The following is a 13,719-nucleotide window of genomic DNA, read 5'->3' on the forward strand; positions in this document are numbered from 1 at the left end:
CGTTCTCCCTCAGGACCCGAGCGACTGCTGCGCGGTCTGCACCACGCGCGCGGCCCCGTCGGCGACGCTCGTGCGGCCGAAGATCACGTCGTCGTAGACGCGCTGGAAGTCGCGCTTCACCGCCGCGGACCCGGTGGGCCACAGGCCGGTCGCCGGGCCGATCCGGTCGGCGACCGACTTCTCGTAGTCGCACACCGCCTTCGTGGCGGCCTGGGCCGCGCCGCAGACCTGCTCGCGGATCGCGGTGTTGGGCGGCAGCCCGCGCGCCACGCCCAGCAGCTTCCCCGCTTCCGGGTTGTTGACCAGGAAGCTCAGCAGCTTGGCGGCGGCCTCCTTGTGCGCCGAGCGCTGCGCGACGGCGAAGGTGACCGGCGGCATCGCGGCCATGCCGGACACCGTGCCGTCCGCGGGCAGCGGCGCCGCCTTGATCCCCGGGCCGTAGCTGGAGAGGTAGGCGCTGAGGCTGGAGTCGTAGTTGATCTCCGACCCGGCCCGCTTGGTGACCAGGCCGGAGTTCGGCATGGAGCCGTCCATCTTCGTGGTGACCTCGGGCGCGGTGACGGCCTTGGCCGCGCGCAGGTCGCCGGTCAGCGTCCAGAACTGCGTCAGCTCGGCGGCGGTGAACCCGAGCTTGCCGTCGTCGGTGTAGAGCTGCTTGCCGTGCTGGTGCAGCCAGACCTCGAACCAGTCGACGGCCCAGCCGAAGTCGGTCGTCCCGGCCACGCCGGTCGCCGCCACCTTGCGCAGACCTTCGCCGAACTGCGCCCAGGTCCAGGTCTTGCCGGGCCCGGACGGCGGCTCGACGCCCGCCTTGGTGAAGACGCCCGCGTCGTAGGCGAGCATCTGCGTGGTCTGGCCGCCGGGCACGGCGTACTGCTTGCCCTCGATCTTCCCGCCGGCCAGCAGCGCGGGCGCGATCCCGGTGACGTCGACCGCCTTGCCCACGTACGGGCTCAGGTCTTCGAGCACGTGCCGGTGCTGGTACTCGCCGAGCGTCGCGCGGTCCAGCTGGATCAGGTCCGGTGACGCGCCGCCGGCGACCTGGGTCGAGAGCTTCTGGAAGTAGGCGTCGTACGCGGCGTACTCCGTCTGGACCGTGATGCCCGGATTGTCCTTCATGAACAGGTCCACGGCGGCCTTGGTGACCTTGGCGCGGTCTTCGTTGCCCCACCAGACGAAGCGGATCGTCGTGGGCCCCGACGCGGCACCGCCGCCGCCACACCCCGTGATCAGCCCCGCCAGCGTGACCGCCACGGCCGCCACCAGGCCGGCGCGCAGCCCGAACCGTCCGTTCATCGAATTTCCCTTCTGGAGACCACCACCCGGGCGAGCTCACCGGAATTCGGTCTTGAATCGGTTCAAGCACGGTAAGTCCGCGCGCGGGCGGCGTCAACCGGCAATGATCGCACCGAAAGCGCCGAAACTTTCGAATCGGTCGAACGGTTGCCGCCGTTGATCGGTTGATCGAGAAAGCGCTTACTCGCGGACTGGACTGATCGGGTCGCCCTCGTTGACAACGGCCGGGCCGTCTGGTTTGAATCGGTTCATCGCGGCAGCGACGAGCTGATCCGGAGGCCGACGATGTCCCCGCAGTTCCCCCTTTCCCGCAGAGTCTTCCTCGGCGGCGTGTCGGCCCTGGCCGCCACCGCCGTCACCCCGTCGACGGCCGCCGCGGCGGCCGCCTCCGCGGCGTCCGGCGGCGGCGAAGTCCGCCTGCACTGGCTGGACGGCCGCCCCGCCGCCCCGGTGGGCTGCGCCTTCGGCGTCCCCTGGCCACGGGGCACGCTGTCCAGGACCGTGCCGCTGGCCCTGCACGCCGGCGACGGCAGCGGAGTTCCGGTGCAGTCGTGGCCGCTGGCGTACTGGCCGGACGGTTCGGTCAAGTGGACCGGGCACGCCGTGACGTCGGCCGCCACCGCGGACGCCTTCACACTGGCACCCGGGACACCCGCGCCGCCACCGGTTCCGGTCACCGTGCACCGGTCGCCGCGCGAAATCGTCGTGGCCAACGGGACGGTCGAGCTGAAGCTCGCCACGACCGGGGCCGTCGCGCTGCCGTCGCTCTCCCGGGCCGGGCGGGTCGTCGCCCGCGACGGCGAGCTCGTGCTGCGGCTGCAGGACCAGCCGGACGACGACGGCGACACCCGGGCGCCCCGCCGCGAGGACTGGACGGGCATCGTCGAACGCGCCGAGGTCGAGCAGGCGGGCCCGGTGCGCGCGGTGGTCAAGCTGACCGGCCGGTACCGGCGCGACCGCGGCCGCGGCACCCGCGCGATCCTGCCGTGGACGCTGCGGGTCTACCTCGGGGCGGGCGACGAGTCCCTGCGCGTGGTGCACAGTTTCCGCTGGGACGCCGACGAAAACCACGACTTCGTCCGCGGGCTCGGCCTGCGGTTCGCCGTTCCGCTGACCGACGAGCCGCACAACCGGCACGTCCGCTTCGGCACGGCCGCGGGCGGCGTCTGGGGCGAGCCCGTCCGGGTGCTCACCGGCCTGCGCCGCGACCCCGGCACGGCCGTCCGGAAGGCCCAGACCGACGGCACCGCCACCCCGCCGGTCGCGCAGTGGGGCCAGCAGGTGCGCGACGGCTACCAGAACCTGGCGCTGTGGAACGACTTCACGCTGTTCCAGGAGTCCGCCCGGCACTTCGCGGTGTGGAAGCGCACGAGCGCCGCGGGCAGCTGGCTCAAGCACGCGGGCCACGGCGACCGCGCCTCCGGCTTCGGCTACGTCGGCGGCCCCGCCGGCGGGCTGGGCTTCGGGCTGCGTGACTTCTGGCAGCGCGCCCCGCGCTCGCTGGACGTCCGCGGCGCGGCCACGGACACGGCGTCGGTGACGCTCTGGTCGTACTCCCCGCTGGCTCCCGCGATGGACTTGCGTACCTACGACACCGTCGCCCACGGGCTGGATTTGTCCTACGAAGACGTCCAAGAAGGCTTCGCGACGCCGCAGGGCATGGTGCGCTCGACCGAACTGCGGCTGTGGGCGCTGGCGGCCACCCCACCCCGGGACACGGTCGCCGCGCTGTCGGCCACCCTGACCGCGCCGCCGCAGCTCGTCGCGGACCCGGGCACCTACCACGCGGCCGGCGTGTTCGGCCGCTGGAGCCTGCCCGACCGCAGCACGCCCGCCCGCGCGGCCCTCGAAGACGGGATCTCCCGCGAAATCGGCTTCTACGCCGACCAGGTCGACGAGCGCGAGTGGTACGGGTTCTGGCACTACGGCGACGTCATGCACACCTACGACGCGGACCGCCACGAATGGCGCTACGACGTCGGCGGGTACGCCTGGGACAACGCCGAGCTCGGCACGGACGCCCTGCTCTGGTACGCCTTCTTGCGCTCGGGCGATCCCCGGACGTTCCGGCTGGCGCACGCCATGACCCAGCACGTGTCCGAAGTGGACACCCACCACAGCGGCCGGTTCGCCGGGCTCGGGTCGCGCCACGCCGTCGTGCACTGGGGCGACGGCGCCAAGGAGGCTCGGGTCGGCGAGTCGTTCACGAAGCGGTTTTCCTACTACCTCACCGCCGACGAGCTGCTGGGCGAGCTGATCCGGTCGTCGCTGCAGGTCGACGAAACCCTGCGCACGGTCGACCCGCTGCGCGAAGTCCTGCCGCCGCAGACGAAGGCGCCCGCCCGCGTCCGGATCGGTCCGGACTGGTACGCGCTGGTCAGCAACTGGCTGACGGAGTGGGAACGCACCGGCGACGTCCGCTGGCGCGACCGGATCGTCACCGGCATGAAGGACATCGCCACCTTCCCCGCCGGGCTGTTCACCGGCGAGGCGGGCGGCGCGGTCGGCTTCGACCCGGCGACCGGGCACCTGGTGAACCTGGAGAAGGGGGACTTCGACGGCGGCTACAACCTCTCGATGGCCTTCCTCGGCGAGCAGATCCTCTGGGAGGCCCTCGACCTGGTCGACGTCCCGGAGTTCCGCCGGACCTACCTGGACTTCGCCCGGTACGCCCAAGCCCCGTCGGCCGAGAAGATCGCCCGGTACGGCCGCGACTTCAACCCCGGGCTGTTCAAGACGATCTACTCCCGCGTGACGGCCTGGGCGGGCGAGCAGCTCGGCGACGCGGGCCTGCGCAAGCGCGGCTGGGACCAGTTCACCAGCGACCCGGCGGGCAAGCCGTGGCCGCCCGCGGAACGCGTCACCGGTTCCGCCGTCGCCGGTCCGGTGACCGAGATCCCCACCCGGACCACGACGAACCCCGCGGGCGACTTCGCCACGTTCGCCACCAACGACTTCGCCCAGCGGAACCTCGCCACCATCGCCCTGCTCGCCATCGCCCCGGAGGAAGCGCCGTGAAGATCCTCGGACCCGCCCTGGCCGTCTTGCTCGCGTTCGGCGCGGTGCCGGCGGACGCGGCTCCACGGTGGACCGTGTGCACCGGCTCGTGCTCGTTCGACGTGCCGGCGGGCGACTACCGGATCGACGTGGTGCTGGGCGGCCGGGACGCCGGGTCGACCGGGCTGGACGTCGAAGCCCGGCGGATCGCCCTCGCGCCGGTGGCCACCAGGGCGGGCCAGCGCGTCGAGCGTTCGGTCACCGTCGAGGTGCGCACGCCCGAAGGCATGCCGAGCGGCCAGGACGGCCCGGGCACGCCGGGACTCCAGGTGCACCTCACCGGTCCGGCGCCGCAGCCGGTCCGGATCGCCGTGACGCCGGCACCGAAGGCGCCGCGGGTCTTCGTCATCAGCGACTCCACCGCGTCCGACTGGGCGAACCTGCCGAAGAACGGCTGGGCCCAGGCGCTGCCGGAGTTCTTCCGCGCCGGCCCGAGCGTGCGGAACTACGCCCAATCCGGCGCGAGCACGGTCAGCTACCTCGCGGACCCGCTCTACTTCGCCCGGGTGCGACCGATGATCCGGTGCGGGGACACGGTCCTGATCCAGCTGGCGCACAACGACAAGCAGACGACCGAAGACGTCTACCGCGCCAACCTCGCCACCCTGATCTCCGGGGTCCGGGAGCGGGGCGGGGCGCCGGTCATGGTCACACCCCCGGTGCGGCACCGGTTCGGCGCGGACGGCAAGCTCACCCCGCTCGGCCTCGTCGTCAACAACCTCGGCGTCGACCTGCCCGCGGTCATGCGAGACGTCGCCCGGCAGCAGAAGATCCCGCTGCTCGACCTGACCGCGCGCAGCCAGGCGCTGCTGGAAAGCCTGGGCGAAGCCGCGTCCTGGCCGCTGTACCTGACGCTCGCGCACGACGGCGTCGACGACGCGACCCACCTCAGCCGGTACGGCGCGGAGCAGTTCGCCGCGCTCGTCGCACGGGCGATGACCCGGGCCCGGTTGCCGCTCGCGGGGTTCCTGCGCCCCTGACGGGTGACGGCCGTTTCCGCCGGGCCCCTCCTGGGTATTCTCCCTGCGCCGGTAACCCGACCATGCGTGCGCCCCTGCGCGAGGTGAGGTCATGGTGACGACGACAGGTGATGGCTTTCCGCTTCCGATCAGCATCGAAGACACCGACGTCGCCCAGCTGGAAGCGGCTGTCGGAGTCCTGCGGGCGCTGGATTACCGGCAGGGCGGCGGGTTCTGCCGGGACGCCGTCCGGGTGGTCAAGACGGCGAGCCTCCTGCTGCACTGGGGCGCGGTCCCGGATCCCTTGCGGGCCAGGCTGTCCACAGTGCTGGCTGACGTGCACAACCTGCTGGGCTGGACGGAATTCGACATCGGGCACGACGAACCGGCACGGCGCCGCTTCGCACGAGCGGCGGAAATCGCGGCGGAGGCAGGGAACGGCAGCCTGGTGGCGAACATCCGCTACCGGCTCGGCCGCGTGCACCTGCACCGCCACGACGTCGCCGGCGCGCTGGCCGAGTTCGCCCGGGGCCGGGCGGCCGCGCAACGCTCCGATTCCCACCGCGCCCTGGCGATCCTCGTGGCCAACGAGGCGTGGGCGTTCGCGATGGGCGGCGACGAGCGCGCGGCCCTGACCCGGCTGGCGGAGGCCGAGGCGGCGTTCGCGGCGGCGGGTTCGTGGCCGCAGCCGAGGCCGTGGGAGGCGTTCTTCGGCGAGCCGGACATGGCGGCGATGCGCGGCACGGTGCTGACGGAGCTGGCCACCGCGGTGGCACCCCGCCACAGCGGCGAAGCGATCACCCAGCTGACCGGGGCGGCGGCCCGCTACGGCGCGGACATGGCCAGGAGCCGGTCGCTGACGTTGATCATGCTGGCCCAGAACCACGCACTCAGGGGCGACTTCGCCGAGGCCACCCGGATCGGCGAGGAGGCGGTCATCCTGGCCGGGCAGGTGGGTTCGGTCCGGCCGAAGGACCGCCTGGCGCCCTTGGAGCGGCTGCTGCGCGCCCATCGCGGTGACGCGGCGGTGGGGGCCTTGGCGGATCGGATCGGGCGGTACCGGGCGGAGCCCCTCAGCTGACCCTCCGGACTGCTCGGCGACGCGGCCACGGCTCGGCGGGCGGCGCGGGCTTCGCGGTCAACGGCCGCGGCGGCTCGGCGGCTCGGCGGCCCCGACTGGGCCGACTTCGCAGTCAACGGTCGGCGCGGCGCGGCGCCACGGCAGGCGGCTCGGCGGCCAGCGCGGCAGCGCGGCAGCGCGGCAGCGCGGCAGCGCGGCAGCGCGGCAGACGACTCGGCGGCCCAGCGGCCCGGCCGGGGCAAGCTTCGCAGTCAACAGCCGCAGCTGCTCGGCAGCGCGGCGTGCGGCTCGGCGGCCTGGCGGCAGCCCGGCCGGCCGGGCTGCCCGAGCTTCGCAGTCAACGGCCGCCGCAGCCCAGCGACGCGGCGGCCCCCAGCAGCCCAGCGGCCCAGCAGCCAGCGGCTCGGCGGCCCAGCGACCCGGCAGCTAGCGGCCCAGCGGCTCGGCGGCCCAGCGGCCCGGCGGCCCAGCAGCCAGCGGCTCGGCGGCCCGGCGCCCCGGCAGCCCAGCGGCCCGGCGGCTCAGCAGCCCGCCAGCCCGCCAGCCCGCCAGCTCAGCGCCAGCTTCGCGGTCAACGGCCCTCCGGTTCGATCGTGATCGCGGTCAACGCGCGGCCGATGAGGTCCGGTAGCGCTCCGCCGCCCGCGACCCAGTCGTCCAGTGAGATGCGGACCGCCGCCATCGCCAAGGCCGCCAGCATGCGTGGGCGTGGGTCCTGCGCCGCCGCCTCTCGGAACCTGGGGGCCAGCAACGCCGCGATGGCCCGCTCGTAACGCTGGTAAGCCTGGGCCGTCCACGCGGCCAAGGTTGCCGACGTCCGGGTGAGGCGGGCCAGCTCGCGGATCGAATCCGCGTGCGCCGGGAACTCCGCCGAGAGCTCACCGAACGCCGCCACCAGCGCTTCCTTCGGCGCCAGCTCGGCCGGCTGGCGGGCGATCGCCGCGGTCACCAGCGTCAGCCACGGCCCGGTGATCCCCTCCGCGACCGCGCTTTCCTTGGTGTCGTAGTAGCGGAAGAAGGTCGCGCGGGCGACTTCGGCGTCCGCCGCGATGTGGTCCACCGTCGTGCCGGCGACGCCGTGGCGACCGGCCAGCCGGGCGGCCGACGCGGCGATCCGCGCGTTCGTCGCCCGCCTCTTGCGGACGGCCAAGCCTTCCGGTTCACTCTGAGACATAGTCTCATTCTGGACTGTGTCTCAGCGAATGGCACGGTCGGCGAGGAGCCCGGGTGAACCAGCGCGCTCAGATCGTCATGTCCGCGGCCGAGATCAGCCGGTTCCTCGACGAGCAACGCGTCGCCACGCTCGCCACCCTCGGCCCGTCGGGCCAGCCGCACCTCGTCGCGATGTGGTACGCCGTGCTCGACGGCGTGCTGTGGTTCGAAACCAAGGCCAAGTCGCAGAAGGCCGCGAACCTGCGCCGCGACGCCCGCGTCACCGTGATGATCGAAACCGGCGACACCTACGACGCGCTGCGCGGAGTCGCCCTCGAAGGCCGGGCCACGATCGTCGACGACCCGGACGCTCTGTGGGCGGTCGGCGTCAACGTCTGGGAGCGGTACAACGGCCCGTACAGCGAAGAGGTCCGGCCGATGGTCGAGTTCATGCTCACCAAGCGGGTCGCCGTCCGCCTCGACGTCGACCGGACGCGGTCGTGGGACCACCGCAAGCTCGGGTTGCCCGCACTGCCGCTCGGGGGCACCACCGCCCGCCCGCGAGGATGACCCCGTTCGGGTTGTCACCCGATGTTTCGTCGTCGCGAACCCGGGGTACCACCGATCCGGGGCGGACCGGCCGCTCGGAGAAGAAGGGATCCCGCATGCAGACCAGGGGTGATCGTGACCGCTGAGAGCAACCGGATCCGGCCCCAGGACCTCTTGCGCGTGACGGCCCACCACTCCGGCGGCGCGGTCGTGCTGGCGGTGACGGGCGAGGTCGACTTGCTCAGTGCCCCCATGCTCGGCGACGGCGTCACCACCGCCCTCGCCGACGCGCCGGAACTGCTGGTCATCGACCTGTCCGAAGTGTCCTTCCTCGCGTCCATCGGCATCACGGTCCTGCTCGAGGCCCGTCGCCAGGCCGGCACCGGCACCCGGATCCGGGTCGTCGCCCCCGAAGACGGCGTCGTCAACCGCACCCTCCGGCTGACCGGGCTGCACGAAGCGCTGGCCGTCACCACCACCCGGGACGACGCGCTCGGGTGATCAGGCCCGGGCGAACCGGGCCGCGACGGTGTGGAAGACCTCCTTCGGCTCCCACGTCAGGCCCGGGTACGCCGTGCCGTCCTGCCCGTCGAGGACTTTGACGACGCCGTAGCTCGCCAGGTCGAGATCGCGCCGGGGCCCCGCGCCGGACGGGTATTCGTAGCCGGCGAAGGTGAACCAGAACGCGCCGTGCACGCCCTCGGCCTCGAAGACCTCCATCAGTTCGGTGAAGTACGCCGCCTGACCGGCCTCGTCGCGAACGTAGTCGCCGTTCAGCGCCCGCGGCTCGGCTGCGAAGTCGACGATCGTCCACCCCGTCCCGCCCGCGTCGCCCGCGCCCCGGTGGGTGCAGCAGCCGAATTCCGTGATGACCAAGGGTTTTCCGTGACTTCGGTGGGCCCGCACGTGCCGGGCGAAGTCGTCGGCGTTCGCGGCCGAGCGGTACAGGTTGACGGCGGCGAAGTCGAAGTCCGCCCAGTCGATCTCCTCCCAGTCCCCGGCCGCGTAGGTGAGCCGGCCGCCGAAGTGCCGCCGCGCGACGGCGGCGAGCTCTCGGAGCGTCGCGGCGAAATCCCACTCGCGGGAGAACCCGGCCCAGGCGGCGGGATCCGTCGCGTTGCGCAGGCGTTCCAGCAGGAAGGCGCCGGGGACGAACCCGGTGCAGAACAGGGACATCTCGCAGCCGAGCACGAACACGGTTTCCGGGTCCCGCGCCCGGATTTCCTCGGCTCGCCGCGCACACTCGGCGAAGTAGGGCGGCAGCTGCGGCGGCGTGCGGTCCATCGGGAACGGCGAAAACCACACGCGCAGCCCGGCGTCGATCGCGGCGTGCGCGGCCACGGCGAGCCGGTCCGGATCGTCGCCGCTGATCCGGACCGCATCGCAGTGCAGGTCCGCCGCGATGATTTCGAGTTCCCGCCGCACGACCGCGGGCTCGAAGTCCCGGCGCGACCGGTCCCCGACCGCGCCGCCGAAGCCGGTGTCGTAGTTGATCCCCCTGAGCTGCATCCGCCCTCCCGGAATGTACGTCGTACACTTGAATGTACGCTGTACACTCCGCCCATGCCACGCCTGATCTGGCACCAGCCGGAGCCCCCGGGCCGGAAGAACGCGCTGACCCGCGCGTCGGTCGTGCGCGCGGCCATCGAGGTCGCCGACACCGGCGGGGTCGCCGCCCTGACCATGCGGGCGGTGGCGGACGCGCTCGGCGTGTCGGCGCCGATGTCGCTGTACCGGTACGTCCTGAACAAGGACGGCCTGGTCGACCTGATGCTCGACGAGGTGTCGGCCGAGGTCGAAGTGCCCGCCGCCCCGAGCGGCGACTGGCGCGGCGACCTGCGCGGGCTCGCCACCAGCCTGTGGGCGATGATCGGCCGGCACCGCTGGTACGCCGAGCTCGTGGACGGCCGGCCGCCGTTCGGCCCCCGTACCCTGCGGCGCGCCGCCTTCCTGCTGACGGTCCTCGACGGCGCGGGCCTCACACCGGCCGTCGCGTACGCCTCGCTGCTGGACAACTACGTCACCGGGACGGCGATGAGCGTCAGCCGCGAACTGGTGATGCTCGAGCGGTTCGGCATCGGCTCGACCGAGGACCTGCGGTCGTACGCGGGCGAGATGGCCGACGACTCGCTCGCCACCTGGCTCGCGGACATGCCGGACCTGACGGCGGACGCCCGGTTCGAGCTCGGCCTGGACTGCCTGCTCGACGGCTTCGCCCAGCGGCAGCGTTGAGCTGGAAGCCGCAGACGACGCAAACCCGCGCTCAGCCCACGGTGCCGCCGGGTCGGTGGCAGGATGTGCGCGGTGAGCATGCGCATCAGGAACAATGTGACCGTCACCGGCCGGGAAGACGGTCCCACCGTCCTGCTCGCCCACGGTTTCGGCTGTGACCAGAACCTGTGGCGCCTCGTCGTCCCCGAGCTCGCGCGGCGGTACCGGGTCGTGCTGTTCGACCACACCGGCGCCGGGCGCTCGGACCTGGCCGCCTGGACGCCCGAGCGCTACGGCAGTCTCGACGGCTACGCCGACGACGTCCTGGCCATCTGCCACGAGCTGGACCTGCGGGACGTCGTGCTGGTGGGCCACTCGGTCAGCGCGATGATCGCGGTGCTGGCCGCCAACCGGGAACCGGACCGGTTCGCGAAGCTGGTGCTGCTCACGCCGTCCCCCTGCTACCTCGACGACGAGGGCTACCGCGGCGGGTTCAGCCGCGAAGACATCGACGAGCTGCTCGCCTCACTCGAGTCGAACTACCTGGGCTGGTCGGCGACGATGGCGCCGGTGATCATGGGCAACCCGGACCGGCCGGAGCTGGGCGAGGAGCTGACGAACAGCTTCTGCCGCACCGATCCCGCGATCGCCCGCGTCTTCGCCCGGGTGACGTTCCTCTCCGACAACCGGGCCGACCTGGCGAAGGTCGCCGTGCCGACGCTCGTGCTCGAGTGCTCGAACGACGCCATCGCGCCGCCCGCGGTGGGGCGGTTCACCCACGAGCAGATCAGCGGCAGCACCCTGGTGACGCTCGACGCGACCGGGCACTGCCCCCAGCTCAGCGCACCGGAGGCGACGGCCGCCGCGATCACGGCGTTCGTGGGCGGGCCATGATGTGCGAAGACCACCCCGGCCCGGGTGGTCAGGAAAGCGCCGCACCGGAATTCTCGGCTTTGCTGGAGGACAGCGCGGAAGACCTCTACGAGCACGCCCCCTGCGGGTACCTCTCGACCCTGCTGGACGGCACGATCGCGAAGATCAACGCGACGCTGCTCGGCTGGCTCGGCTACGAACGCGACGACGTCGTCGGCCGGCGCCGGTTCGCCGATCTGCTCACCGTCGGCGGCCGGATCTACCACGAGACGCACTTCGCGCCGCTCCTGCGCATGCAGGGCGAGCTCGGCGGCGTCGCCTTCGAGCTGAAAGCCGCGGACGGGACCCGGCTGCCGGTGCTGGTGACCTCGACGGTCAAGACCGGCACCGACGGACAGGCGCAGCTGATCCGCACCACGATCTTCGACGCGCGCGACCGGCGGGCCTACGAGCAGGAACTGCTGCGGGCGCGCGAAGAAGCCGAGCGCGAACGCGACCGGGTGCAGCGGCTCGCCCGGACGCTGCAGCAGACCCTGCTGCCGCCCGCCCTGGCCGAGGTACCCGGTGTGCAGGTCGCGGCCTACTACCACCCGGCGTCGGCCGACGAGGTCGGCGGCGACTTCTACGACCTGTTCCCGCTGACCGGCGACACGTGGGGCTTCTTCCTCGGCGACGTGTCCGGCAAGGGCGCCGCCGCGGCCGTGGTGACGTCGCTGGCGCGCTACACGCTGCGCGCCGCCGCGGTGCTCGACCCGGACCCGGCCATCGTGCTGGATCGGCTCAACACCGTGCTGCACCACGAGTACCGCGGCCCGGACCCGCGCTACTGCACCGTCATCCAGGGCCACCTGCGGCCCGGGGACGGCGGCGCGGCGGTCACCCTGGCCACCGGCGGTCACCCGCCGGCGCTGCTGATCCGCGCCGACGGCACGTCGACGTTCCTGCCGGTCCCCGGCGGCCAGCTGGTGGGCGCGCTGCCCCGCGCGCGTTTCGCCGCCGTGGACGTCTTCCTGACCCCCGGCGACACCCTCCTGCTGTACACCGACGGGCTGACCGAAGCCCGCACGCAGGGCCGCGTCCGCTACAGCGAAGAACAGCTGCAGGAGCACCTGACCGGCCTGGCGCCGACGACGGCGCCCGCGGTGATCGCGGCGGTCACCGGCCTGCTCGCCGGCTTCGGCGACGGCGTCGAGGACGACACGGCGCTGCTGGCGCTGAGCATCCCGTTCCCCGGAGGCGATCGATCGTGACCGGCACCCCGTTCTCCGTCACGACGCGCACCACCGGGGCCGGCGCGGTGGTGACCGTCGAGGGAGAGCTCGACGTGGCCACCGCACCGCGCCTGCGCGCCGGCGTGGCCGCGCTCGTCCTGGGACCCGGTCAGCTGCTGGTGGTGGACCTGGCCGGGGTGACGTTCTGCGACTCCAGCGGGATCTCCGCGCTCATCGCGGCCCGCAACGTCGCCGAGGAGGCCGGAGCGGCCGTCGCGCTGGCCGCCGTCCCCGCCCGGCTGAGCCGGACGTTCGGGCTGATCGGCCTCGGGGACTTCTTCCCCACCTACCCGAGCGCCGAAGACGCCTTCAGAGACTGACTCGAGCACCTCGAGCACCTCGAGCCCGACGGCCACCGGCTCTTGTGGGGGTCCGGGTGGCTGGTCAGGCGGTCTTCGCTTCGACCAGCGGGAGCCGCACGCTCGCGTGCGGGATGATCCCCCGTTCCGCCAGGGCGGCTTTGGCGTTCGCCGCGCCCGTGCCGGAGCGCGTCAGGCGGTCCGTCGACGGGATCAGCTCCTCGTGGATCGCCCGCGCCCGCTCGAGGTCGCCGGCGCGGACGGTGCGGATGAGCTCGGCGGTGCGCTCGGCGGCCACGTTGCCCACGACGCTGACCAGGCCCGCGGCGCCACACGCCAGGTACGGCAGGTTCAGCTCGTCGATGCCGCAGTAGTACGCCAGCGACGTGCGGGACATGACCGTCATCGCTTCGGCCAGGTCGCCCTTGGCGTCCTTGACCGCCCGGATCCGCGGGTGGCCGGCCAGCTCGATCAGGGTCGCCGGCGTCATCGCCAGGCCGGTGCGCGCGGGGACGTCGTAGAGCATCACCGGCAGCTCGGTGGCGTCCGCCACCGCCCGGCAGTGGGCGATCACGCCGGCCTGCGTCGGCCGGGAGTAGTAGGGGCAGACGAGCAGCAGCGCGTCGGCGCCGGCCGCCTCGGCTTCGCGGGCGCGGCGGACGCTCGTCGCCGTGTCGTGGGTGCCGACGCCGGCGATCACGCGCGCACGGCCTCGGGTCCGGGCCGCCACGGCCCGGACCAGGCCGGCGGACTCGGCGCCGGACAGGGTGGGGGCCTCGCCGGTGGTCCCGCCGACGACGAGGCCGTCGCACCCGGTGGCCAGCAGGTGGTCGACGAGCCGGGTGAGGCCGGGTTCGCAGAGCGCGCCGCCGGGCTGCATGGGAGTCACCATCGCGACGAGGTTGGCGCCGAATTCGGTCATGCCCTGACCCTGCCGAGCGCGACTGCTGCGGTCCAGCGATGCTTTTTTG

At 73.0% G+C, this 13,719-nt stretch carries 13 protein-coding genes; 9 read left to right on the forward strand and 4 right to left on the reverse strand.

Going from position 1 to position 13,719, the window contains the following annotated elements:
• Positions 1 to 9: 9 nt before the first annotated feature.
• Positions 10 to 1,296, reverse strand: a complete 1,287-nt coding sequence (locus QRY02_RS26565; protein ID WP_285985570.1) for an ABC transporter substrate-binding protein — start codon at positions 1,294 to 1,296, stop codon at positions 10 to 12.
• 285 nt (positions 1,297 to 1,581) lie between these two features.
• On the opposite strand from QRY02_RS26565, the gene QRY02_RS26570 reads away from it, so the two are divergent.
• The 3 genes from QRY02_RS26570 (at position 1,582) to QRY02_RS26580 (ending at position 6,393) form a co-directional block, all read left to right on the forward strand.
• Complete coding sequence (locus QRY02_RS26570; protein ID WP_285985571.1) at positions 1,582 to 4,314, forward strand: exo-rhamnogalacturonan lyase family protein; 2,733 nt, start codon at positions 1,582 to 1,584, stop codon at positions 4,312 to 4,314.
• Positions 4,311 to 5,333 carry a GDSL-type esterase/lipase family protein gene (locus QRY02_RS26575; protein WP_285985572.1) on the forward strand — a complete coding sequence of 341 codons (1,023 nt, stop codon included), beginning with the start codon at positions 4,311 to 4,313 and terminating at the stop codon, positions 5,331 to 5,333. Before QRY02_RS26570 ends, QRY02_RS26575 begins: the two co-directional genes overlap by 4 nt.
• Before the next feature lie 91 nt (positions 5,334 to 5,424).
• Positions 5,425 to 6,393 carry an NsdA family TPR-like regulatory protein gene (locus QRY02_RS26580; RefSeq protein WP_285985573.1) on the forward strand — a complete coding sequence of 323 codons (969 nt, stop codon included), beginning with the start codon at positions 5,425 to 5,427 and terminating at the stop codon, positions 6,391 to 6,393.
• Positions 6,394 to 6,964: 571 nt separating this feature from the next.
• Here the strand turns inward: QRY02_RS26580 and QRY02_RS26585 are convergent.
• A complete protein-coding gene (locus QRY02_RS26585) occupies positions 6,965 to 7,567 on the reverse strand; it encodes a TetR family transcriptional regulator (protein WP_285985574.1) in 603 nt (200 codons plus the stop codon).
• A 53-nt stretch (positions 7,568 to 7,620) separates the two neighbouring features.
• Between QRY02_RS26585 and QRY02_RS26590 the strand changes: the two genes are divergently transcribed.
• Both QRY02_RS26590 and QRY02_RS26595 read left to right on the forward strand, forming a co-directional pair.
• Positions 7,621 to 8,115 (forward strand): pyridoxamine 5'-phosphate oxidase family protein, encoded by a 495-nt coding sequence (locus tag QRY02_RS26590; protein WP_285985575.1) that lies wholly within the window; start codon positions 7,621 to 7,623, stop codon positions 8,113 to 8,115.
• Positions 8,116 to 8,229: 114 nt separating this feature from the next.
• Positions 8,230 to 8,595: an STAS domain-containing protein gene (locus QRY02_RS26595; RefSeq protein WP_285985576.1), complete on the forward strand. Its 366-nt coding sequence runs from the start codon at positions 8,230 to 8,232 to the stop codon at positions 8,593 to 8,595.
• Here QRY02_RS26595 and QRY02_RS26600 read toward each other — a convergent pair whose 3' ends face one another.
• Positions 8,596 to 9,603: a glycoside hydrolase family 113 protein gene (locus QRY02_RS26600; protein WP_285985577.1), complete on the reverse strand. Its 1,008-nt coding sequence runs from the start codon at positions 9,601 to 9,603 to the stop codon at positions 8,596 to 8,598. It lies immediately after the preceding gene.
• A gap of 54 nt (positions 9,604 to 9,657) precedes the next feature.
• Between QRY02_RS26600 and QRY02_RS26605 the strand changes: the two genes are divergently transcribed.
• The 4 genes from QRY02_RS26605 to QRY02_RS26620 all read left to right on the forward strand — a co-directional run bounded on the left by QRY02_RS26605 (position 9,658) and on the right by QRY02_RS26620 (position 12,769).
• Positions 9,658 to 10,326, forward strand: coding sequence for a TetR/AcrR family transcriptional regulator (locus QRY02_RS26605; protein ID WP_285985578.1), 669 nt, complete (start codon positions 9,658 to 9,660; stop codon positions 10,324 to 10,326).
• A 72-nt stretch (positions 10,327 to 10,398) separates the two neighbouring features.
• A complete protein-coding gene (locus QRY02_RS26610; protein WP_502874133.1) occupies positions 10,399 to 11,199 on the forward strand; it encodes an alpha/beta fold hydrolase in 801 nt (266 codons plus the stop codon).
• On the forward strand, positions 11,196 to 12,428 hold the full coding sequence (locus tag QRY02_RS26615; protein WP_285985579.1) for a PP2C family protein-serine/threonine phosphatase: 1,233 nt from the start codon (positions 11,196 to 11,198) through the stop codon (positions 12,426 to 12,428). Before QRY02_RS26610 ends, QRY02_RS26615 begins: the two co-directional genes overlap by 4 nt.
• Positions 12,425 to 12,769 (forward strand): STAS domain-containing protein, encoded by a 345-nt coding sequence (locus QRY02_RS26620; protein ID WP_285985580.1) that lies wholly within the window; start codon positions 12,425 to 12,427, stop codon positions 12,767 to 12,769. Before QRY02_RS26615 ends, QRY02_RS26620 begins: the two co-directional genes overlap by 4 nt.
• A 64-nt stretch (positions 12,770 to 12,833) precedes the next feature.
• Here the strand turns inward: QRY02_RS26620 and dapA are convergent, their stop codons facing one another.
• Positions 12,834 to 13,670 (reverse strand): 4-hydroxy-tetrahydrodipicolinate synthase, encoded by an 837-nt coding sequence (gene dapA, locus QRY02_RS26625; protein WP_285985581.1) that lies wholly within the window; start codon positions 13,668 to 13,670, stop codon positions 12,834 to 12,836.
• Between the last annotated feature and the right edge of the window lie 49 nt (positions 13,671 to 13,719).

This window comes from Amycolatopsis sp. DG1A-15b (genome assembly GCF_030285645.1).
Lineage (GTDB): Bacteria > Actinomycetota > Actinomycetes > Mycobacteriales > Pseudonocardiaceae > Amycolatopsis.